The sequence below is a fragment of the Butyricimonas faecihominis genome (assembly GCF_033096445.1).
GTDB classification, from domain to species: Bacteria; Bacteroidota; Bacteroidia; order Bacteroidales; family Marinifilaceae; genus Butyricimonas; species Butyricimonas faecihominis.
In genome coordinates, this window is sequence record NZ_AP028155.1 from 3,829,980 (window position 1) to 3,853,602 (window position 23,623).

Sequence of the window (23,623 nt, forward strand, 5' to 3'; positions counted from 1 at the left end):
ATTCTTTAAATTAAAAACGATATTTTATTAGGGTCCAGATGCCAATGACCCCGTCTTTCCAGTTTATTTTTTTACCCTCGTCAATGCTCCGGGGGTAATAGTGGATTGGTAATTCCTTTATTTTGTATCCCTTGCGACAAACTTTGGCTGTTACTTCCGGACAAAATTCGAATCCGGTGCATTTTAACGGGATGGATTTAAGTAGTGCGGTGTCGAACATTTTGTAACAGGTCGGTTCGTCCGTCAAGTGTTGCCCGTACAGGATGTTCGTGATGATGGATAATAGCCTGCCACCGAAATAGAATCGCTGGTAGGAGTGTTTGTTCGCTTTGTTTAGAAAGCGGGACCCGTAGATAACTTTCCCGTCGTGTTCGATCATCCATGTCAGTAACGGGTTAAAGTCTTCTGGTTCGTATTCAAGGTCCGCGTCCTGTATGACGGTCCACTCCCCGCTGGCCTTTTGAATCCCGACCCGCAGAGCCGCTCCTTTGCCTTGGTTGTAAGGTTGGTTGTGGTATTGAAGGGGGCAATCGGGATACGTTTCCATGAAACGCTGAATTTCGGCCTCCGTTTCGTCTTTCGAACAGTCGTTTATAACGATAATTTCTTTTTGGATATTTTCAACTAGTCGTGTGTGGTGAACTTTTTCCAGTAACGTGAAAAGAGTTCGGGCCTCGTTATAGGCTGGAATGATGATGGACAGCGTTTTATGTTTCATGCCGCGGGAGTTATTGTAATACATGATTCCTTAGCACGAACTGGGCGGTCGTGCGGCTACGTTGCTCGACTAGCGAGGGGGTATCCCCGATGATCTCCCGGATGATTTCCTCGTTGTAATGGCGGATCGTGATGAGTTTCACGTCTTGGTTGTAGCGTACCTCGAATTCTTCCCGGAGTTGATCCAGAAATTCGTTGAACACGGCGCTGTTGCAATCCACGCAGAAAGAAAAGCTGATGGCGGAGTTTTGCATCAGGTTCAGTTTCAATTTATATTGGGCCAGCACGGCGAATATGTGGCTTAATTTTTCTTCCGCGATAAAAGAGAAATCTCTCGGGGTGAGGGTCAACAAGCATTGATTTTCTTTGTTAATGTAGATGGGGGGTAACTTTAGATGCTCGTCAATCTCTTGTATCACGGTTCCCTCGGATTCCGGGTGCAGGAAGGATTTCACGTAGAGGGGGATTTGTTTGTTCTGGATCGGTTTTATGGTTTTCGGATGAATGACTTTTGCCCCGAAATGGGACAGCTCGATGGCCTCTTTGTAGGACATCCGGCTGATCACTTGTGCTTTTTCATATTCTTTCGGGTCGGCATTCATCACTCCCGGCACGTCTTTCCAGATCGTCACGTTCTCGGCATTTAGCAAGTTAGCCAAAAGGGCGGCCGTGTAATCCGATCCTTCCCGTCCTAGCGTGGTGGTTTGGTTGGTACGGGTTCCGGCGATAAAGCCTTGGGTGACGAACGTGGACGATGTGTTGAAATCAAATGCTTCTTTGCAAAGTTGTTCGGAAAGTTCCAAGTCTATGTTCGCGTTACGATAGTTTTGGTCGGTTTTGAGAAATTTCCGAATGTCAATGAATTGATTCTCGATTCCCTCCATTTCCATGTAATCGGAAATGATGGTCGTGGAGATCAGTTCCCCGAAACAGATAATGCGATCGTATTCGTAATCATAGCATAGTGATGATTCGCTTGCCAGTATGTTTTCTAGGTTTATAAATAATTCTTCTAGGTGCTTGTAGACCGGGGCATTCAAAGGGAACAACGAGGTCACGATATTTAGATGAAAGTCTTTTAATTCTTTCATGATGGCGGGGACTTTCGAGTCCCGGTGGAAATAGGCGTTGCATAATGTTTCTAGCAAATTAGTCGTTTTTCCCATAGCTGAAACGACCACGATAAGTTGTCCCTGCTGTTGATGAACAATTGAAGAGAGATTTTTTACCCCTGCTGCATCTTTCACGGATGCTCCCCCGAATTTAAAAACTTTCATTTAGGTACCGATTAAAAAGTAACACGAAACAAAAGTAAATTTTAAATTGTAAAATGCAAAATAAGGCGTTAAAGACGTGTCTTTTCGTGTTTATTGTAATTGTTGTATTTCCGTTAAGGATAATCCGGTACATGTCATGATGGTCTCGACCGGAATACCTTTTTCGAGTAATTTTTTGGCGGTTTCTTTTTTCTCTTGTTCTATGCCCTCTTGAATGCCTTTTTCCCTTCCTTCAGCTAATCCTTCGGCCTTGCCTTCAGCTTTCCCTTCAGCTCTTCCTTCGGCTTTTCCTTCGTCCCATCCTTCCCCATGTGCAGTGGTTAGGACATCCCACTGGATTCTGATGTTGTCCATGTGGCGTTCATAAGCACGACGTTCCTGTTCGCTCATGTCTGACACACGTAGCCGTTCTCTTGCTGCTTGCAAGCCTTTAGCCGTGGTGTTTTCGTCAATGATACCGGATTTCAAGAAACGGACCCACTCGTCAAGAGGTGTTTTGGCCCGATCATCAAATTCATTAACTCGGAGGACGTAATATTCCGGAAAGATTTCTCCGGCATTTTCTTTCACGAACGTGTTCCGTTGTTTGGTTGAAAGACGTAAGGTGTCACCTGAATGAATTCCTCTAAAATCGGTTACTCCACGGTAGATGTAATCGCTCCCCTGTCCTAAATCGAAATATACGATATTGATGGAATAGACTTTTCGAACTTCAGCATAAAGGTCACCTTCATGAATGTATTCTGTGATGGCTTTGGAGACACCGTATAGCATTCGTTGAAAATAATATAATTCCCGGGTGTTTTGAACTTCTATGATAATGAGTTCCTTTTTGTTGTTTTCAGCCAAAACGTCAACCCGGTTGAATTTGTCGGACTCGTCTTCTTTGTTACCTTCGCTTTCTAGGATTCGATGAATTTTGATGTTATCTTGTAGTAATTCGCTCAAAAATCCTTCTAATACGACGAAATTTGCTTTATCACGTAATAAGCGTTTCATGGCCCAATCGAACCGGATGAGATTGTATCTTGACATGGTTTTTGGTATTAATAGTATTATACAAATGTACGAAAAAAAGTGGAATCAATCTATTTTAATGAAATGTGGTGATAAAATAATTATAAATGAAACAATGTAGCTATTTTTTAATATATTTACAAGCGATCTCACCTGTTAGGAATGGCGTGTTATGGTATTAATTATAAAAATTGGAATGATGAAAAAAAGCTGGTTGTTGTATTTTATGGGCTTGATAGCTCTTTGCGGGTGTAGTCGTATGATCACGAAAGAATCGGAAGAGAAGGAAATTTGTTTTCAAGTGGATATTCTCAAGATGCAAGAAGCCGAGATAGGGTCGAGGGCGGGACTTAATGTAGGGGATAAGGTGGGGTTGTATATCGTGGAACAGGAAGGGGAAGAGCTTTGTTTGCCAGCAAACGAGGATTTTTACCTGATGAATAGTGAGGCGGATGGTAGTTTGAGTTTTGCAGACGGAGAGAAACACGTGTACCCGGACAACCCGATAAATATATATGGATTTTATTGTAAAGGGATGGAGAGCGTCCCAGCGGATCTTTTGGCTGTTCCGGTTTCCATACCCAACGTTCAGGAGACAGAGGAAGCTTTGTTGTCTTCTGATTTCCTTTACGTGAAATCGGAAGAACGTTATCGGGGGGTGGAAAAAGTTATTACATTGAATTTTTGCCATCAGTTTGCTAAAATGAAATTTCATTTCAAAACGGATACCCCGGAGACGGTTGATCTGAATAAAATAACGGACTTTAAAGTTGTAAATGTTATTCAGGAGGGAAATTTCAATATTGCCACGGGTGAATTGACGTTAGGTAATGCCGTTGACGATATAGAGGCACGGGTGGCAGAAGATTTTGAAGTAATTGTTTTGCCTCAAAAAATTGAGGGGAATAGGGTTTTGTTTCATTTCTTGCTGGGCGGGGAGGAAAAGTCATACACTGTCCTGAATGAGGGGATGCCATTGGAGAAGGGGAAATTATATAAGTGTAATATTTTGGTAAATCGGTATCCGGGGGCGGGAGATAAGGATGTGGTGGTTAGCATTCAGGTTGAAGATTGGGACGAGTCGGAGCCACCAATTGATGTCGTGATTGAAGATGGGCAGAACGTGGTGGTAACGTTAACGGATGTTTCAAATGGGGTGGTGGTTGATCGAGCGGATTTGTATTTGTCTTCTGAACATCACGACCGAGAAGTGCGGAATGTTCCCGTGGCGAATAATAAGATGGAATTTGTGTTTCCACGAGAGATTGAAGGTGGAACTTTACGATTAAATAAAGCTCACTTCCATACAGTGACGGGAGATGAGTTTGATTATTATTTTAAAGATAAGGAGTTGCTAGGAGATAATTTAGACGAGTTGTCTTTGGTGGCCCCGAAGGTCGGGGATGCTTGGGGAGATGGGGTGATTTTTGCGGTGGGGAAAGTGACGGGATATGATGAAAATGCATCTTCTTTCGTGACGGATGTAAAAGGAATTAATGCTTATAGGGGGCGAATGGTGGCAAGTAAATCGTTAGGAAAATTGGCTTGGTGTGAAAAAGGAGCCCAAGGGGCAAATCTATCGGTGGGTGCAAGTGATGAAAATAATGGTAGAGAGAATATGGTTGCGTTGGAGAATTTTATAGAATTAAATAATGATAAATTGGAGAATTACCCGGCTTTTATAGCTTGTCGTGGTTTGGGAAATGGATGGTATTTTCCGGCATACAATGAAATAAGATGTGTTGTTGCTAATAAAGATATGTTGAATACCAAAATTAGCGAACAGGAGGGAGTGGAAATATCGATAGAGGTGTACAGTAGTTCAACAGAAGTGTTGCGTGATAAAAAATATACTGATAATGCTGGTTATAAATATGAAATAGGTGATTATAATTCTACGAAGATTAGTACAATCTCGGAAGTCCGAGCCGTTCGTGCCTACTGATGAAACTTCTCGTGATGGATTGACGTAATGCTTTAAGATGAACTTGAGTATCAATATGGATACGTCATAATGTTGATGGGGAACGCTTTATCTTCGTGATAAAGGGTATACGGCGGAGAGAAGATTGATGTTTCGTCATCGATTGCAGGCCTCTCCGTGAATTTAGGCTATACGCGTAAGGATTTGAAAGGAAGAAGCGGAATAAAACCCGCAAACCTTTTAAATTAAAGATTATAACTTTATATTTGCAAAAAAATTAAAACACATAACCATGATAATGCATAAAGTTACAACTTTAAATCAATTTATTATTGAACGGCAAGCCGAGATTCCCGGGGCTACCGGAGAATTTTCACGACTTTTGCACCACATAGGTATCGCTGCCAAAAAGGTTCACCGGGAGGTTAATAAGGCTGGTTTGGTAGATATACTTGGAAAGGTGGGTTCAATCAATGTGCAAGGAGAGGACCAACAGAAGTTGGATGTCTATGCCGACAAAACTTTTATGGATGAGTTGAGGGCGAGTGGCGAGTGTTGTGGGGTGGCTACTGAAGAAAATCAGGACATCGTGGTTTTCGAGGAAGGATTAAGTAAGGACGGGAAGTACATCATTTGTATGGACCCGCTGGATGGATCGTCAAATATTGACGTGAATGTTTCCGTGGGTACGATCTTCTCTATTTATAAACGTATTTCTCCTATCGGGGAACCGCTCGTGATGGACGATTTCTTCCAGCCCGGAACGGAACAGGTGGCTGCCGGTTATGTGATTTACGGGTCATCAACCATGTTGGTGTATACTTCCGGTAACGGGGTGAATGGTTTCACGCTGGATACTTCTATCGGGGAGTTCTGTTTGTCTCACCCGAATATGCAAACACCGGAAAGCGGAAAGATATATTCAATCAACGAGGGTAATTACGTGAATTTCCCCGTGGGTGTGAAAAAATTTATCAAGTATTGTCAGGAGAAAGATGAGGCAACGAACCGGCCGTACACGTCCCGTTATATCGGGTCTTTGGTAGCCGATTTCCACCGGAATATGTTGAAAGGTGGGGTGTTCTTATATCCGCAGACAAGTTCTCACCCGACAGGAAAGTTGAGATTGTTGTACGAGTGTAACCCGATGGCGTTTATCGCCGAACAATCCGGAGGGTTGGCCACGGACGGGGAGCAACGAATCTTGGAGATAAAGCCGGAGGCTCTCCATCAACGGGTGCCGTTGTACACGGGCTCGAAGAAGATGGTACAGAAAGTACAGGAGTTTCTGACATTCTTCAATAATATCTAGGAATAAAAAACTTCAAATGGATGATTGTAACAGCGATCATCCATTTGAAATTAAAGAGGAAGTTAAAAATAAATCGAAATATATGATAGCAAAACAATTAATTGAGCCAAAGAGCATTGTGGTTGTGGGTGGTTCTGACGACATTCATAAACCCGGGGGTACCGTGTTGCGGAATTTGCAAGACGGGAACTTCAAAGGTTCGCTTTACGTGGTGAACCCGAAGATGGATGAAGTGCAGGGAATTAAAGCGTATCGTGACGTGAAGGATCTTCCGGAGGTGGATTGCGCTATTTTAGCGATTGCCGCTAAATTCTGCCCGTCAACCGTGGAAGTGCTTGCTAAACAGAAGAACACGAAAGCATTTATTATCCTTTCTGCCGGGTTCCACGAAGAGAACGAGGAGGGAGCCAAGTTGGAGCGCCAGATTGTGGAGACGATTAATTCGGTAGGTGGATCATTGATCGGACCGAACTGTATCGGTGTCTTGACAAACCATTACAGTGGGGTGTTCACGAGTCCGATCCCGGAACTGAACCCGCAAGGGGTGGATTTGATTTCCGGTTCTGGTGCAACGGCATTGTTTATAATGGACTCCGGGATGCAAAAAGGAATTAAATTCAATAGCATGTATTCCGTGGGTAATTCAGCTCAATTAGGTGTAGAGGAGATTTTGGAATACATGGACGAGTCGTTTGATCCGAAGACGAGTTCTCGTGTAAAATTATTATACGTGGAGAGCATCGAAAAGCCGGAGAAGCTGTTGAAGCACGCGTCTTCTTTGATTCGCAAGGGATGCCGGATCGCTGCCGTTAAGTCAGGAGGTTCTGCTGCCGGAAGTCGTGCCGCTTCTTCTCACACGGGAGCTTTAGCCAGTTCGGATGTTGCCGTGGAGGCTTTGTTCCGCAAGGCTGGTATCGTGCGTTGTAACGGGCGTGACGAGTTGATGACGGTTGCAGGAATTTTCATGCACCCGGAGATGAAAGGTCGTAACATGGCTGTCGTGACTCATGCCGGTGGACCTGCCGTTATGTTGACGGATGCTCTTTCTAACGGTGGAATGGATGTTCCGCATATTGAAGGCGAGAAAGCGCAGGAGTTATTGACGAAATTGTTTGCCGGGTCGTCCGTGGGTAACCCGATCGACTTCTTGGCAACGGGTACGGCTGAACAATTAGGATATATTTTGGATGCTTGTGATCAGGATTTTGACAATATTGACGGGATGGCGGTTATTTTCGGTAGCCCCGGTTTGTTCCCCGTGTTCGACGTGTACAGGGTACTTGACGAGAAGATGAAGACGAGCAAGAAACCGATTTTCCCGATATTCCCTTCTTCCAAGATCGTGAAGGACGAGATCGCGGAGTTCGTGTCTAAAGGTCGTGTTTATTTCCCGGATGAGGTGTTGTTTGGAAATGCCTTGTGTAAGATTTACAAGACTCCAGCCCCGCAACCAGAACATTTTGAAATGCCCGATATGGACGTGAAGAAGATCCGTGAGGTGGTGAATAACGCGCAAAACGGTTATTTGTCTCCGGACGAGATTCATACTTTGTTGGATGCTGCCGGGGTAGCGAGAGCTAAAGAGGGAGTTTCTGATAACGAGGAGGAGATTGTTAAGATGGCAAAAGAGATCGGGTTCCCGCTGGTGATGAAAGTTGTTGGACCGATCCACAAATCGGATGTTGGTGGAGTCGTGTTGAACGTGAGCGACGAGGAGACTGTTCGTCGTGAGTTCAAGCGGATGATGCAGATCAAGGATACGTACGCGATCATGCTGGCTCAACAGTTGAGCGGAACGCAAGTGTTTATCGGTGCTAAACGAGATGATAAGTTCGGTCACATGGTACTTTGCGGGTTGGGAGGTATCTTTATCGAGGTGTTGAAAGACGTGAAGGCCGGATTGGCCCCGATGTCTAAAGACGAGGCTCATGGCATGATTAAAGAGTTGAAATCTTACAAGATTATACAAGGTGTTCGCGGACAGGAACCCGTGAACGAGGATAAGTTTGCCGAGGCCGTGATGAGAATCTCTGCTTTGGTGAAGGTTGCCCCGGAAATCTTCGAGATGGACTTGAACCCGTTGTTGGGAAATAAAGATAACGTGGTGGCTGTAGATGCTCGTATCCGTATCGAGAAATAGGAATTTCTCATGCGAGCTTGGAAAAATTATAGCAAGGAAGAGAGAAAAATGATCATTATAATAGGAGTATTGCTGCTGGCAATACTCCTAAGTTTTGGTCGTATCAGTAGCGGTTGGAAAAAAGGATTTGATTTCTTCTATTCCTCTCCCAAGGAGGAAGTGAATAAGGACGCCCGGTTGAACCAAGGTCCGGAGGACGGGAACACGGATGCGTCAAGCGAGAGTACAGAAAAATAATGTTTAAGATGCCCCGGAAGGGCGTGGTTTTCCGGGGAACGGGTAAAGTATGTGTGATGAAAAAAAGTGATTTTATTGTTATCGGGTGTGTTATTGTATGCCTGTTGCCTTTCTTCGTGTCTGATGCCGTGTATTCTTTTTATAAAACATTTAATGCCGAGCATGGTATGATTATGAGCTTTTTGAAGTTCGCAATCTTGTCAACACTAGGGGAATGTATCGGGTTGAGGATCAGTGCCGGGGTGTATAATCGGAAAGGTTTCGGGATCTGGCCCCGTGCTATCGTGTGGGGTGTGCTGGGAATGGGTATCAGTATGGCAATGACGATTTTCTCAAGCGGGGTTCCGGTCTTTTTGAAGACGATGGGTATGGAAAATGCTGTTACGGTGATGGGGGAGAGTTTATCGTGGGATAAGGTGTTCGTGGCCTTCTGTATTTCCGTGGCACAGAACACGATTTTCGCTCCTGTTTTTATGACGTTGCATAAGATCACGGATACGCATATACTGAGTCATGGTGGGACGTTATCCGGTTTCTTTACCCCGATCAAGATGGGGGAGATCATGGCAAATTTGAATTGGCGGGTACAGTGGAATTTCGTTTTCAAGAAGACGATTCCTTTTTTCTGGTTCCCGGCTCACACGATCACCTTCTTGTTGCCGGGTGATATGCGGGTTTTGTTTGCAGCCCTGCTGGGGGTTGTCCTAGGAGTTTTGTTAGCAATTGCCACGCATAAAAAATAGACGTCTATAACTTTTCGTCTTTCTTACCGTATAGTTTATAGTTGATAATAATGGTTTAATCACTATAAACTATATTTTTATGGATAAAAATAAGATTGAACAAAAGAAACCGGGTTCGAATCAAAAGGGCGTGGAGGAGGATAGTCCTTTACGTTTGACGGCCGATCTGGAAGGGAACTATCTGCTGGATGAGCGGACGAGCGAGATGAAGTGGTTGGGGATTTTTTATTCTCCCGCCGGGGGAAGTGTTCACCGGGTTGCTAAGATGCTGAAGAAGAAGATTGGAGCGGATAAGGTGGATATGTTTTGCGTGAATGATGTTCAAGCGGATCGGTTGCTGGACTACAAGAATTTGATACTGGTATGTTCTTCTCTAGGACGTAGCACTTGGGAGAGGGAACAGCGGGATCGTTGGGCCAAGTTCTTCCCGAGTATGCGTAAGATTTCCTTGAAAGATCGTTTAGTGGCTCTTGTCGGTTTGGGTGATCACGTGACCTACCCGAAGAATTTCGTGGATGGTATGGGGTACATGGCGGAATTGGTGACTGGACTTGGCGGAACTCTCGTGGGAAAGACTTCGACGGACGGGTACGTGTACGAGGATTCCACTGCCGTGATCGATGATCTGTTTGTGGGGCTACCTTTGGATGAAGATTTTGAATCGGAAAAAACGGATGCTCGAATAAGCAAATGGTTGGATATGGTGTTACCGGAATTCGAAAGGATTTGATCGTTTGTGGCGACTGTTAGGTCTGTATTGGAATTTGGGAAATAAGGATGTGATAAAAGTTTTTTGTTACATCCTTATTTTATTTTTAAGGTATAGGCGGTAATTTGTTGAAAAAAGAGTTACTTTTGAGGCAAGCGGTTTCATGGTTTATTGGTCTTTACCGTGTAATCGTGCTTATGTAGAACGCAAAATGTATTAAACATGATGAGAAGTATTGTATGTATACTACTCTTCTTGATGGGGAGTAGTGTATTCGCACAAAAGGCGGATTTTAAAGCTTGTGCCAAATTTTCCGAGAGAAATCTTTCTGATTATGTCCACAGTTTATCGGTTTATCCTTCGTGGATCGGGAATTCTGATTTTTTCTGGTATTATTACACGACGTGTGACGGAACGGTGTATTATTTGGTGGATGCCAAGAAGGGGAAAAAGCAAAAATTATTTTCGACGGAACGGCTTGCCGCAAGATTAGCGGAATTGACAGGTAAAACTGAAGATGTTCGGGATTTTAAATTGGGAGGGTTCCGTTTTGAAGGGGATAATCCTTATCGACTGATGTTTTCCAAGTATGGGAAAGATTTTGAATACGATGTGAAACGTGATGTCTTGAAAGAATATTCACGGGAAAGAAAAGAGAATAGTTTTAGCCGGGTTCCTTACTGGCAACGCTGGTCGCCGGATAGTAATTATATGGTGTATGCTTACAAGCATAACGTGTATATACAGGAAAAAGGAGACACAACTTCTTACCAGTTAACAACGGATGGAGAACGTTATTATTCATATTCTTTTCAGCGGGATAAGGATACGGACAAGAAGGAAGGGGCATCAATTACTTGGTCGGGGGATTCCAAGGTGTTCTATTGTCTGCGGCAGGATCGTCGGAACGTGGGGGAGGGGTATTTGATTGATCATCTGGCAGAGCCCCGTCCGACGTTGAAAACTTATAAATTTCCGATGCCGGGGGAAAAGTATGTTTACACGTATGATTTACATTTGTTTGATGCAGAGAAGAGATCGCATCAGGTGGTTGATATTGCGAAATATCCGGATCAGGAGGTGAAAGTGATGCTTTTTGATTTTAATAAGTACCCGGAATATATTTATTTTACCCGTAAGAGCCGGACGTGTGACGAGATGGATCTTTGCCGGGTAGATACCCGTACGGGAGAGGTTTTTGAAATTATTCACGAACGTTGTGAACCGCATTTTACAGAGCAATTGTTTGAATGTCGAATTCTGAATGGAGGGGAGGATATTCTTTGGTGGTCGGAACGTTCCGGTTGGGGACAATATTATCTTTATAACAAGGACGGACAGTTAAAGAATCGGGTGACAACAGGGGATTTCGTGGCAGGGAGAATTACGGAGATGGACACGTTGGGACGTAGTTTCGTGTTTGAGGGGTATGGTCGGGAGAAGGGAATAAATCCGGAGTATCGTCTTTTCTATAAAGTGAATTTTGATGGTTCCGATTTGACGTTGTTGACTCCCGGAGACGGGTTTCATTCGATTGATCTGGCCAAGAACGGAAAATATTTGATTGATAATTATTCCCGGGCGGATCAGGAGCCGATTGCCGAATTAAGAGACACGAAGGGAAGGAAAATTATGGAATTGGAACGTCCTGATTTGCGCTTGTTGTACGAGATGGGATGGAGGAAACCGGAGCGGGTAAAGGTGAAAGCGGCTGATGGGATTACAGATCTTTATGGTGTGATGTACCAGCCGTTTGATATGGATTCGACACGGAAGTACCCGATTATCATAAACGTGTACCCGGGACCGCAAGAGAATTTTGTTCCACAGTCTTTCACGTTGGATGATAATGGAAACGAGTCTTTGGCTCAGTTGGGTTTTATCGTGATTAATGTCGGTTTTCGGGGGAGTTGTTTTACCCGGGGACGGAATTACCATTGTTTCGGGTATGGAAATTTGAGGGACTACGCTTTGGCGGATTGTAAGTTCGTGATCGAACAGTTGGCTAACCGATATTCTTTTATTGATTTGGACCGGGTGGGTATTTACGGACATTCCGGAGGTGGTTTTATGGCTGCAGCCTCTATTCTGACGTATCCGGATTTCTATAAAGTTGCGGTTGCTGCATCCGGTAATCATGATAATAATATATATACGAAATGGTGGGGTGAAACTTATCATGGCGTGAAAATGCATGAGAAGAAAGTGGGGAAACAGGATAGCGTGATGTATTCGTTTGAATCCAAAATTCCTACGACGATCGAATTGGCTAAAAACTTGAAAGGAAAGTTACTGTTAATAACGGGGGATATGGATATTAACGTGCATATGGCTCATACGATTCGTTTGGCCAATGCTCTGATGCAAGCGAATAAACGCTTTGATTTGATGCTTATTCCCGGGGCGGACCACGGCTTGGGTTCTCCTTATTATGTGAATCTTATCCGGTATTATTTTATTGAAAATCTTTTGGGTCAGAGACTAGATAATGTCGATATGAGTAGCATTGATTGATAATGATTAAACGATCCTTTTTTGATCTTTTACATTTTCAAGGAAGATGTTAAAGTGTGATAGGTGAAAAAAAATCAAGTACCTGATAATTAGGTTAAGCTAAAAAATGTTATCTTTGAATTACTAATAATTTTTTGTCGAAAATAATTATCAAAAAAGGATCGTTTAATGACAGAGGAACGAGGTGAGTATATTCGATTTTTGAATGGGGAAGTGCTTGTTTTTAAGCACTTTTTTAAAGAGCATTTCCCCAAATTTTTTGCCTTTACTTCTCGTTTTATTGATGATTCGTATGTACGGGAAGATATTGTGCAGGAAACTTTCATTATTGTTTGGTCCCGACATTTAAAAGTGTTTGATTCAGAAATGGCATTGCAGGCTTTTATTTATCGAACTCTTCGAAACAAGTGTCTGGATTATATTCGTCATGAAAAAATCAAAGAACGTTATTCAAGTGAGTATTCGAAGGAACGGGAGACAAGTGATTATTTGATGCAGGCAATCATAGATGAAGAGAGTCGTTTCTTGATTCATAAAGCGATCAAATCGTTAACTCCTCAAGTGCAGGCCGTGATAAAATTACATTTAGAGGGCAAGAAGAATAAAGAGATTGCGGAGGAAATGGGGATAAGTGAAACAACTGTGAAATTTCATAAATCGGTTGCTTATAGGGAGTTGAATAAATCATTGGGGCATTTATTTTTAATGATTACCATGTTGTCATAGTTTTTTTGAAAAAAATAAAAATTTCACCTATACTGTTTTTTCTCTCGATCGTTATTGGGGAAACGAGAGTTAGATGAAAGAGATAAGTCAGTATTTATTCATAGCTAAATTAATCTGTAAAGAACGGATTACCGGGTTGGATGATTTGGAGAGAAGACAGTTGGATTTATGGAGGAATGAATCTAAGGAGGGAGAACGTGTCTTTTTAAACCTGCAAAAAATTTCCACGGAAGAGTTAGAAAAACGGTATGACGGGGTGGATGTTGATATGAAATGGGAAGATTTCAAGAAACGGCAACAACAGGGAAGGAGAAATATAAGAGTGGGAGTGACTGTTGCGGCGAGTATTTGTTTGTTGATAACAAGTGGGTTGTGGTTATGGTTGGGAGGTGCAAGAGAGGAACGTGTTGTTTTGGCAGAACAGGGACGGAAAAATAATGTTTGTCTTGTATTGTCAACCGGAGAAGTGGTGGATATTTCGAACGTAGAGCAAGATGAGGTAAAATTGGATAAAGGGACAAAACTTTATTCCGGGAATCGTTTGGAGTATGTTCGACCGGATTCTTTGCATAAGAAGGAGTTGGAGTTTAACCAGTTGATTATTCCGAAAGGGACATTTTACCATTTAGTTCTTTCGGATGGGACGAAAGTGTGGCTGAATGCGGATTCAAAAATAAAATACCCGGTGTCTTTCGGTAAAGATAAAAGAGAGGTCAGTTTGCATGGCGAGGGATACTTCGAGGTTGCCAAAGACAGTACCCGTCCTTTTATCGTGAGTACGGATAAGATGGATGTGAAGGTTCTGGGGACAACTTTTGACGTGAACACGTACGAGGATGAAGGAAAAAGTTTTGTCGTTTTGGTAGAGGGACTCGTGGAAGTGTCGGCGGGAAAAGGGGAATCCCGGATAATTACCCCGGGGCATATGGCAGAAGTGAATATGTATGACGTGCAGGCTAAGATTCAAGTTTTAAAGTGTGACACGGAACATTATGTTGCTTGGAAGAACGGTAATTTCAGTTTTAGGAATGCCTCGTTAACGGAAATTTTGAAACGGGTGTCCCGGTATTATGATGTAACCGTTATTCGGGAACAAGTGTTTGAGGAAGAGTACTATACCGGAGATGTGTCAAGCGACGTCTCGTTAGAGTCTTTGCTTGCCGTTATTGAATCCTCAACTTCTGTATCATTTAAAGTAGAACGCAAAATCGTCTATGTACAAAAGAAAAGAGATTAGGCTAATTGGTCTTTCCTAATCTCTTTAACGCAAAATGTTATATAGACATAACACACAAATATAGGTAAAAATGATGGTAGAAAAGTTTTTTTTCAGGAAATTCAACAAGTGTTGTGCATTTTTGATGCTACTGTTATTCGCATCGGGCACACTTTGGGCAGGACATTCACCGGAAAAGATAACCTTGAAGGTGACAAACGAGAAACTGGTTAAAGTGCTTGAAGAGATCAAAAAGCAATCCGGGTATAATTTTGTATACAACGAGAAATTCGTGAAGGATTTTGGAGGAATAACAGTTGATGTCAAGGAAGTTTCTTTGGATAGCGTGATGAAAGAGGTGTTGAAGGGTACAGGGTTACGTTATCGAATCCAAGATCGGATTATTTTGTTGGAGAAGGCTCCGCAAGAATCATCCGAACAAAAGTTTAAGGTGATTAGGGGAAGTGTAAAAGACGAGGACGGGGCGCCGTTACCCGGTGTTACGGTAATGATTAAAGGAACCACTATGGGAGTCTCGACGGATGCTACCGGGAATTTTGTTTTGGATATGCCGGATGGGTATCAGGTTTTACAGTTTTCTTTTATCGGGATGGAGACGCAGGATGTCAAGTTGGGAGCCACGGAGACACACGTGAATGTGGTGTTGAAGATGGCTGTGGGGCAGTTGGATGAGGTTATCGTTTCCACGGGGTACACGCAGACGACTCAAAAACGAACCACGGGTTCCGTGGCCGTGGTGGGCAGAGAGGTGTTTGAAAATAAGGTCCCCACGTCGATAGATCAATTGTTGCAAGGACAGGTGGCCGGAGTGAGTATCGTGGCCAAATCCGGTCGTCCGGGTGAATCAGCAAAGATTCGGATTCGGGGAACGAATACGCTTACCGGGGACGCAGAACCTTTGTGGGTTGTTGATGGGGTACCTTTGCAACGTAATATACCGAGTATTGAAAAAGGACGAATTAAAGCGGGTGATTTTAATGATATTTTTGCTAACGGTATTGCCGGGATTAATCCGAATGATATTGAGAATATTACCATATTGAAGGATGCTTCTGCTGCCGCAATCTATGGTTCAAGAGCTGCAGGTGGGGTTATCGTTATCACAACGAAGCGAGGTAAGATTGGGAAAATGGCTGTGAATTATTCGGCTAATTTTTCGATGGTAATGAAACCGCAAAGGGATGGTGATTTGATGAACTCAAAACAAAAATTGGCTTGGGAGCAAGAGCTGTGGGATGAATTCTCGGCGGATGGATTTACGAACGGAACGTATTATCCAGTGGTTGGTATTGTCGGGATGTTACGAGCCAATAAGTTGGGGAAAGATGGTAAGGTCTGGACAGACGAGGGGTTTGAACCGATGAGTGCTGCGGAGCAAGATGCTTATATCGCAGATTTATCTAAAACTACGACCAATTGGTTTGACGAGTTGTTTCGGACTGCTTTTTCGATGAATCATTATTTGTCTTTGTCCGGGGGAACTGATATTGCAACATATTATGTTTCTTTTGGTTATTCGAAGGATAATGGAATTTTAAGAAAGACTTCATACGATCGGTATAGTTTATCTACAAAGGTAAAATTGAATCCTCACGAGCGAGTTTCGATAGATTTGGGTGTTGATTTTTCTCAACAAAAATCGGATGGGTCTTCGTTAAACGTGAATCCTTTCCAATATGCTTATTTTGCCAATCCTTACGAGAAGCCGTATAATGAAGACGGCTCCTACAGACCGGATTATACTTATTATAATTTGAATCAAATTAATGGTGGAAGAGAGGCCATACTTCCTGCTAACGGGTATAATATTATGCGTGAAATTAATGAGACATCTAGTGTTGCGGATGATTATGCTGCCAATTTGATGTTAAGTTTGAATTATATAATTTCTTCAAAGTTCCGTTTTTCGGGTTTGCTTTCTTATAGTTTTATCAATAATAAGTCGGATAATATAAATGGAATTGATACTTATGCCGCTTTTAAGGATAAACCTAGCGAGTTGGACGATTGGAATAGTCGGAGAACTTACGGGTCGATAACTCAATCTTCAGCTAATAATACAAATTATAGTGCGAGAGGACAACTGAATTATTCGGATATTTTCAATTCGATTCATCGCTTGCAGGTATTGGCCGGAGCAGAAATACGAGGTTCTAAAGCGAAGAGTATTTACGAAAAACGCTATGGTTATGATCCTGTTACCGGAAATTCTTCTACCCCGGCTCCGGAAAAGACAGATGATCAGGTTGACTATAATAAATTGGTGGATATGGCGAATCTGATTGATGGACTTGCCGGGCAGTCTATTGAAGAAACCCGTTTCGCATCGTTTTATGCTTCCGTGGATTATAGTTTGTATGATAAGTATATTGCCAGTCTCTCTTTCCGTACAGATGGATCCAATAATTTCGGTAGTGACGAACAGTTTAATCCGACTTGGTCTTTGGGGTTGGCTTGGCACGTGGGAGATGAACATTTTATGGAAAAACTTCGTCCTGTTCTTAGTCGCTTAAAATTGAGCGTGGCAATGGGATATACCGGAAACGTGAATAAAACAGAAAAACCGGAGTTGATTATGTATTACTCTACTTCTTATCGGAAAACCGACGTGGAAAATCTTCGAATCGGGGAAGTTCGGAAAGCTCCTAATCCTCATTTACGTTGGGAGAAAACACGGGATATGAAGGTCGCTTTGGATTTCGGACTTTTTAATAATCGAATTAATGGTTTGGTTGAGGCGTATTATCGTTTGAGTAAGGATCTTGTAACAAGTGTTGATGTTCCTTATGTGACGGGGTTCAGGGGACAAGGTTATAACACCTCTCAGATTGAGAATAAAGGAATTGAAGCAACATTGCAGGCACTTGTTTTCAGGTATAGGGATTTTAAATTTAATGCTTCGGTAAATGTTGCTTGGAATAGTAATATATTGAAACGTTACACCTCTCCTATATCGTATTCGGCTAACAATTTTGTTGGTTATCCTTTAGGTTCGATTTTTGCAGGTAAGTCAATGGGAATAAACCCGGAAACCGGGTTGTATAAATATAAATTACGTCCAGATGCAGATATTTTGAAACCGACTGATTTGAGTGATGTGAATAACTATATATATTATAAAGGAACGTCAACGGCTCCGGTGACGGGAGGTTTTAATTTTAGTTTCTCATGGAAAACACTCTCCTTAAGTGTTGGTGGTGCTTATTCGTTAGGAGGAAAGGTTGTGGATGAGATAACATCACCAGTAAGTTATAACACAATAAGTGTTACTGGGATGTCATCGGGGGAAAAGATTCCGACTAGTGAAAATGATTTGTACGTGAACCATTTGAATGTGAGGAAAGACGTGACTAATCGCTGGACAGAAGATAACAGAACTGGCACGAAGTATCCTAGAATTATTGATACTTATGGCGAAAGACTCTATTATGACCAGATTTATCCGACTTCTAGTACGATTACTCGGGCAACCATGTTGGAGAATGTTTCTTTCTTGCGGGTGAAGAATATGTCGTTGTCTTATTCATTACCTCTGGATGTGGTGAGTAAAATGGGTATTTCTTCCTTGAGTTTTTCTTTTATCCTGACGAATTTATTTACAATAACAAATTATTCAGGGTTAGATCCGGAAACACCCGGGGCAACTTATCCCTTGGCACGTTCTTGTTCATTTGGACTTAGTTTAGGCTTTTAATTTGTGAGATTATGAAGAATTTGAAAAATATAAGTGTGCTTTTAATGGTATTCTTTGTATGCGTGTCTTGTAAAGAGTACTTGGATGTGAAGCCGAAAGGTGAGGTTATTCCTAAGACTGCTGAGGAGTTTGCAGCTTTGTTAAATAGCCATTTGAGCGAGATCGATGATGGCTATGATGAGGCCATATTGGGTAATGCCATGGAAAAATTGGAATTGGAGTGTTTTAGTGATAACGTAGAGAATAGTTTGACTAAAAATGTGACAGGGATGGGAGCAATTCCCAAATATGTAGGAGATCGTTTGAATTCATTTAAGTCTGAATACGAGAAGTTGTATGCATTAATAAAGAACTGTAATCTGGTGATACATGAAATGGAAGAGGAGAATACTGAGATGGCAAAGTCATGTTATGCCACGGCATACACGATGAGAGGTGTCGCTTATTACAATTTGATGCGTCTTTTTTGTGAACCCTATAACAAGCAAAAGGCTGGGGAACAATTAGGGCTTTCTATCGTGACTCGTTTTGATATGGAAGCGTCAACCGAAACGGTCAAGCTTGTCGGAGGTCGTGTCGCTTATCGAGGAAGATTTAAAGAAGGGGATTTCTTATAATTCCAAGTCGGAAATTTTCCGTTACACGGTGGATGTGGCAAAAGCTTATTTGGCTAGGCTATATTTTTGGTCTCAGAATTGGGAACAGGCTATACCCGTGGCAAAAGAAATATTGGAGGCTTATCCATTGGTGGAGGGGACAGAGTATGTTGATATGTTGTCTGCTCAACATGCACAAAAAGGCAATATTCTTTTACGTTCCTATGTGTTATCTCACGTTAGCGGTGATCAAAATTATAATGGAGCGAAGGGATATTTAGCCGTGAAACCGGTAAGTAAAAGTTTTATTGACTTGTTTGTTGAGAAAGAGCGAGATGTTCGGTATTCATTTTTGTTTAATAATAAGCGAGAGGCTCAGAAGGTCCCGCTGGCTTGTATCAGGAGTGCAGAGATGTGCTTGATTTTAGCTGAATCGTATGCTTATTTGAATCAGACAAAAGAGGCACTTGAATATCTAAATCTGTTGAGATCAAAACGGATTTCAGGTTATACTCCTTATACAATGGGAAATTTACCTGCCGTGGATGAAACTGCCTTGGTTCGGGTAAATGTGGAAGGAGGGGCTTTTACCCCATTGTTGTGGGCGATACATTGTGAACGACGGAAAGAGTTGTTCATGGAGGGAGACCGTTGGTTCGACTTAAAACGGAACGGATGTCCGGAGTTCTGGATTGCCAAGGATGGACTTAAATACGAGACGAAACAATTTATGTATACCGCACCGATTCCTTCAAGGGATATTGATTTGATTCCGGGAATGATTCAAAATGAAGGCTATGTCAAGTAATGTAAAGGAGGTAAATATGAAAACGAGAATAATATTGATGGGTTTAGGGTTTGTTTTATTGGCTTTTTGTGGAGGATGTGATAAACCAGATGATGTACCACCGCGTATTTTGACGGAAAGTCAGGATTACCAGCTACCTAAAGCGAGACCGTTGACTTTGGAGGAACGGGAAGAAATACGGTTGTTGAAGGAGGAGTATAATAATGCGATTCAAGGGTTGTAATAGCTAAAGATTTAAGTGAAATATGATGAAAAATATTATATCGATTATCTGTCTACTGTTGTCGATGTGCTTTGTGGCGTGTAACGATGACGACAGTGAAGAGAAAGGGCCTCAACTGGCTTTTTCAGAATTAATCTATACTCTGGATGCGGAAGAGCCGTTGAATGTTGAGATTCGGGTTTCAGAGCCGGTACCAGCAAACACTTCTGTTAAGTTTAATATAAGGGGGGCTGCCGTGCAAGGAGAAGAATATGAGCTTTCTGCTAATGAGTTCGTTATTCCTGCGGGAGAGAGTACCGCTAGTATTACCGTAACACCTAAAAATAATTTCGAGGATGGAAAGACGATAAAACTGGAATTATATCCTGTTGATGGATACGTGCTTGGTGAGTATAATTTCACCTTGATCGAGGTGCTGACAAAAGGACAGTTAATTTGTTCTTTCCAAGAAGAGAATTACGTTCTACCCGGGGAGGTAGAGATTCGAATGGATGCAAAAGATGCGAATACGGGAAAATATTTTTCGGCGAGTACGGATACAAAAGTTCCTTTTATCGTGGGGGAACATTCTACTGCGATAGAAAATGTACATTATGAATTTGTGGATAATCCCGACAAGATGTTTGTTATTCCAGCCAAGAAGAGTTACGGGACGATAAAGATTAGATTTTTGAAATGGGAAGAGGGGAAAACGACCTTGTTTTTGTTAGTACCGGATGGAAATGATCGTATTCTGCCGGGTGATGTGGATCAAACCGAAATTTATATAAAGGGAATGACGACTCCCGATCGGTTAGAAGGCAAATGGGTGTTTAAAGAATTGACATCAATGGATTACGTGAAAAATAATGCATGGTATGGTGGGGAAGAGATCGCAAATATGCCGGAAAATAATTTACCGACGGATATGTTGGAGTTTGTGAATGGTGGAACTCAGTTGAAGGTTCATGCGACCGGAGATATGGCGAAGTATTTTAGAGATGCCGATGTCACGTTCTTGAAAGAGCAACTGGTTTATTTGTATGAATTTGGGGGAATCGGACGACCGCCTCAGGTGACGGTATCCATGATGAATTTGAGTCAGGCAAATGTCAATTTCTCGGGTGTAAATGAAAAATTGAGGTCCGTGCAGGTTGGTTTTAGATTGTTAGAAGATAATGAAACCTTGGAGGTAACCGTGTTTGATTATGAGCCGACAGATTTCTTGTATAATACGTATAAAGATCTTGCAGCTTGGTCGGGAGAAGGGGAATTCCCGATGGAGATGCACATGATCAGGTATCATTTTACTAAGGTGAAGTAAGCGATGAAGTGGTGCCTAGGTTTATGGATTGCATGCCTGTGGGCGTGCAATCCTATTAATGGAGTGCAGATTTCGGGTGATTTGTTTCATTATAAAGGGGATAAATTGTACTTTGAAATTTGCGGGCAAGATACAACGATAACTGTTGCTTTAGATAGTATGGGGAGTTTTGAGGCTGTTCTACCATTGACGAAAGCGGGTTATGTGCGATTGGCAAATGGGAAGGCCGCTTTTCCTCTTTATTTGCAACCGGGAAAGAGTGTTCGTTTGAAAATGGATGTGAAGAAAGTACAAGAGGGAGATTACGAATCCGTTGAGTTTTTAGAGGGGAGTAATTCAGAGACACGGATGATGGCTGATTATTATCAGAAACAATGGTTCCCGTCCACGCAAGAGATGTTTGTACTTCCGCCAAATGATTTTAGACAGATCATGGATTCTATTGTGCATTTTAATGATAGTATTATTTCTGCATTCGTGAAAAAGAATACTTGTGATCCGGCGTTTGTGAAATTATTTCGAATACAAGTGAAAGTGCCGTTGGCAGCCTCTTATTTTTATTATCCCATGTATCATTCGTTATTGAACCGGGAAGATGAAAGTGAGATCCCCGCTGATTTCAATATATTTGATCGGATGTTGCCAAAGAATGATATTGATGTTTATCAACGTGTGTATCGCTATAAAATTTACGAGGTTTCCTATTGGAATAATTTGCTGGGTGAGAAGTTGGCTGGTTTGATGTCAGAACCGGAACAATTCGTGAATTCTTATATTGACGAGTTGAATAAATTGGGATTGCACGAACAGATTCGGGATGATATAGGGAATAATTTCGTGATGCAGTATTATAATGAATTACCGGAGGAAGCCGTGTTGATATTGAAAAGCAGATATAAGGAGATTGTTGTTAATCCGAAGTACCTGAAAGAAATAGAACGTGTTTTTCAAAATGTTTTGCCCTAAAAGAATTTTCAACTTTCAATTAATTGACTATCTTTGCACCCGCCTATCGAGAATAGGTAAGTAATTAATGAGTTAAAATTAAAAAGAATGGCAACTAAAATTAGATTAGCAAGACACGGTCGTAAAGGACGTCCGTTCTACCATGTAGTGGTAGCAGATAGTAGAGCACCGCGTGATGGTCGTTACATTGAAAGAATTGGTTCTTACAACCCGATGACCAATCCGGCTACAATTGATTTAAATTTCGACAGAGCGTTATACTGGTTGATGACCGGAGCTCAACCGACTGACACGGCTAAAAGAATTCTTTCTTACGAGGGAGTACTTATGAAAAAGCACTTGTTGGAAGGTGTGAAGAAAGGTGCATTTGATATGGCTGCTGCTGACACGAAATTTGAAGCTTGGAAAAAAGAGAAGATTGCTAAAATTCAGGCTAAAATTGCTCGTTTGGCTAACGAATCAGAGAGCGCTTATAAGGCTCGTTTGGAAGCTGAGGCTAAAGTAAAAGAGGCTAAAGCTGAGATCGTGGCTAAAAAACAAGCAGAAATTGCCGCTGCAAAAGCTGAAGCAGAAGCTGCTGCCAGAGCAGAAGTAGAGGCTGCCGCAACTGAAGTAGCCGCAGTAGAGGCTCCGGAAGCTCAAGCAGAAACTCCAGCAGCAGAGTAATTTTATGGTCAAGAGAGAAGATTGCGTAAAGATAGGAGAGATCGGTAAGACTCATAACTTACAAGGAGCCCTTATTGTTTATACGGATAATGATCTTCTTGAACAATACATGGATGAACCGGTGTTTATTCTTTTAGAAGGAGCACCGGTTCCCTTTTATATTGCCGAAGATGGTTTGACGGAGAGGAACCATTCTTCTTATATTGTCAAATTTGATTTTGTTGACTCGAAAGAACAGGCGGATCGTTTGGTGGGATGTGACCTACTAATGGATAAATACCTGTTGGAAGAAGAGGATGAATTGCCTTTTGAGCTTTCAGACTTAATTGGCTATTCCGTACTGGACGAGTTGACGGGAGAGATGGGTGTCGTGGAGCAGGTGGATAATTATTCAGGTAACGTGGTTCTCACGATAAAAATATTTTCTAAAGAAATTCTTCTTCCCGTATCCGATGAATATGTCTTGTATATTTCTCATGACGAGAAAAAGATGCATGTAAATATTTCTGAAGAAATCAAGGAACTTTATTAGATCTTTTTAAATATTTAAACGTATAAATAGCTAAAAATAGATAGCTACTTGCGTGTCTTATTGGGTGTTTTGGAATAAGGTATTTATCATGTAAAGTCCAATTTTTATTAAAGCAAAATATTTTCGTAGAATATTTGTAGTTTGTATTGATTTTATATTTGGAAAATTTTTCAACTTTTCTTTAAGTACTAATCATGTGATTATGATGTAATTATGTGTTCATTTTGGAAAACTTTCCTGTTTTGTTAGTAAAAATATTTTTCCAAGAAGTTTTTTTTCTTT

The 23,623-nt window shown here is 41.9% G+C and carries 20 protein-coding genes; 17 read left to right on the plus strand and 3 right to left on the minus strand.

From position 1 onward, the window contains the following. Window positions 1-10 precede the first annotated feature (10 nt). The 3 genes from R8806_RS15805 to R8806_RS15815 all read right to left on the minus strand — a co-directional run bounded on the left by R8806_RS15805 (window position 11) and on the right by R8806_RS15815 (window position 3,029). Window positions 11-718 (minus strand): glycosyltransferase family 2 protein, encoded by a 708-nt coding sequence (locus tag R8806_RS15805; protein ID WP_124315702.1) that lies wholly within the window; start codon window positions 716-718, stop codon window positions 11-13. A 10-nt stretch (window positions 719-728) separates the two neighbouring features. Further along, window positions 729-1,994, minus strand: a complete 1,266-nt coding sequence (locus R8806_RS15810; RefSeq protein ID WP_124315701.1) for an aspartate kinase — start codon at window positions 1,992-1,994, stop codon at window positions 729-731. Window positions 1,995-2,084: 90 nt separating this feature from the next. After that, the gene (locus tag R8806_RS15815; RefSeq protein WP_124315700.1) at window positions 2,085-3,029 is read right to left on the minus strand and encodes an Rpn family recombination-promoting nuclease/putative transposase; all 945 of its coding nucleotides are present in this window, start codon (window positions 3,027-3,029) and stop codon (window positions 2,085-2,087) included. A 178-nt stretch (window positions 3,030-3,207) separates the two neighbouring features. On the opposite strand from R8806_RS15815, the gene R8806_RS15820 reads away from it, so the two are divergent. The 17 genes from R8806_RS15820 (at window position 3,208) to rimM (ending at window position 23,341) form a co-directional block, all read left to right on the plus strand. After that, on the plus strand, window positions 3,208-4,956 hold the full coding sequence (locus R8806_RS15820; RefSeq protein ID WP_167513922.1) for a fimbrillin family protein: 1,749 nt from the start codon (window positions 3,208-3,210) through the stop codon (window positions 4,954-4,956). A gap of 271 nt (window positions 4,957-5,227) precedes the next feature. After that, entirely contained in the window at window positions 5,228-6,247 is a 1,020-nt protein-coding gene (gene fbp / locus R8806_RS15825) for a class 1 fructose-bisphosphatase (protein ID WP_206513592.1), read from the plus strand. Window positions 6,248-6,329: 82 nt separating this feature from the next. Continuing rightward, on the plus strand, window positions 6,330-8,387 hold the full coding sequence (locus R8806_RS15830) for an acetate--CoA ligase family protein (RefSeq protein WP_124317506.1): 2,058 nt from the start codon (window positions 6,330-6,332) through the stop codon (window positions 8,385-8,387). A gap of 9 nt (window positions 8,388-8,396) precedes the next feature. After that, a complete protein-coding gene (locus tag R8806_RS15835) occupies window positions 8,397-8,624 on the plus strand; it encodes a hypothetical protein (RefSeq protein WP_087418996.1) in 228 nt (75 codons plus the stop codon). Between the two features lie 56 nt (window positions 8,625-8,680). Beyond that, entirely contained in the window at window positions 8,681-9,367 is a 687-nt protein-coding gene (locus R8806_RS15840) for a hypothetical protein (protein WP_087419737.1), read from the plus strand. Window positions 9,368-9,446: 79 nt separating this feature from the next. Next, the gene (locus R8806_RS15845) at window positions 9,447-10,097 is read left to right on the plus strand and encodes a flavodoxin domain-containing protein (RefSeq protein ID WP_124317507.1); all 651 of its coding nucleotides are present in this window, start codon (window positions 9,447-9,449) and stop codon (window positions 10,095-10,097) included. 201 nt (window positions 10,098-10,298) lie between these two features. Next, window positions 10,299-12,590 carry a S9 family peptidase gene (locus R8806_RS15850; RefSeq protein ID WP_124317508.1) on the plus strand — a complete coding sequence of 764 codons (2,292 nt, stop codon included), beginning with the start codon at window positions 10,299-10,301 and terminating at the stop codon, window positions 12,588-12,590. Between the two features lie 168 nt (window positions 12,591-12,758). Further along, complete coding sequence (locus R8806_RS15855; RefSeq protein WP_151412231.1) at window positions 12,759-13,316, plus strand: RNA polymerase sigma-70 factor; 558 nt, start codon at window positions 12,759-12,761, stop codon at window positions 13,314-13,316. Window positions 13,317-13,389: 73 nt separating this feature from the next. Beyond that, complete coding sequence (locus tag R8806_RS15860) at window positions 13,390-14,553, plus strand: FecR family protein (protein ID WP_124317233.1); 1,164 nt, start codon at window positions 13,390-13,392, stop codon at window positions 14,551-14,553. Between the two features lie 70 nt (window positions 14,554-14,623). After that, window positions 14,624-18,247, plus strand: coding sequence for a SusC/RagA family TonB-linked outer membrane protein (locus R8806_RS15865; RefSeq protein ID WP_317715707.1), 3,624 nt, complete (start codon window positions 14,624-14,626; stop codon window positions 18,245-18,247). An 11-nt stretch (window positions 18,248-18,258) separates the two neighbouring features. Next, window positions 18,259-18,864: a RagB/SusD family nutrient uptake outer membrane protein gene (locus R8806_RS15870; RefSeq protein ID WP_317715709.1), complete on the plus strand. Its 606-nt coding sequence runs from the start codon at window positions 18,259-18,261 to the stop codon at window positions 18,862-18,864. After that, entirely contained in the window at window positions 18,776-19,651 is an 876-nt protein-coding gene (locus tag R8806_RS15875) for a RagB/SusD family nutrient uptake outer membrane protein (protein ID WP_317715711.1), read from the plus strand. The genes R8806_RS15870 and R8806_RS15875 overlap by 89 nt, the downstream gene beginning before the upstream one ends. Window positions 19,652-19,667: 16 nt before the next feature. After that, window positions 19,668-19,874 (plus strand): hypothetical protein, encoded by a 207-nt coding sequence (locus tag R8806_RS15880; RefSeq protein WP_124317231.1) that lies wholly within the window; start codon window positions 19,668-19,670, stop codon window positions 19,872-19,874. A 22-nt stretch (window positions 19,875-19,896) separates the two neighbouring features. Then, entirely contained in the window at window positions 19,897-21,177 is a 1,281-nt protein-coding gene (locus tag R8806_RS15885; protein ID WP_124317230.1) for a DUF4989 domain-containing protein, read from the plus strand. A gap of 3 nt (window positions 21,178-21,180) precedes the next feature. After that, window positions 21,181-22,143: a hypothetical protein gene (locus R8806_RS15890; RefSeq protein ID WP_124317229.1), complete on the plus strand. Its 963-nt coding sequence runs from the start codon at window positions 21,181-21,183 to the stop codon at window positions 22,141-22,143. An 87-nt stretch (window positions 22,144-22,230) separates the two neighbouring features. Further along, a complete protein-coding gene (locus R8806_RS15895; protein WP_124317228.1) occupies window positions 22,231-22,809 on the plus strand; it encodes a 30S ribosomal protein S16 in 579 nt (192 codons plus the stop codon). A 4-nt stretch (window positions 22,810-22,813) separates the two neighbouring features. After that, window positions 22,814-23,341, plus strand: a complete 528-nt coding sequence (rimM, locus tag R8806_RS15900; RefSeq protein ID WP_151412232.1) for a ribosome maturation factor RimM — start codon at window positions 22,814-22,816, stop codon at window positions 23,339-23,341. Window positions 23,342-23,623: the final 282 nt, after the last annotated feature.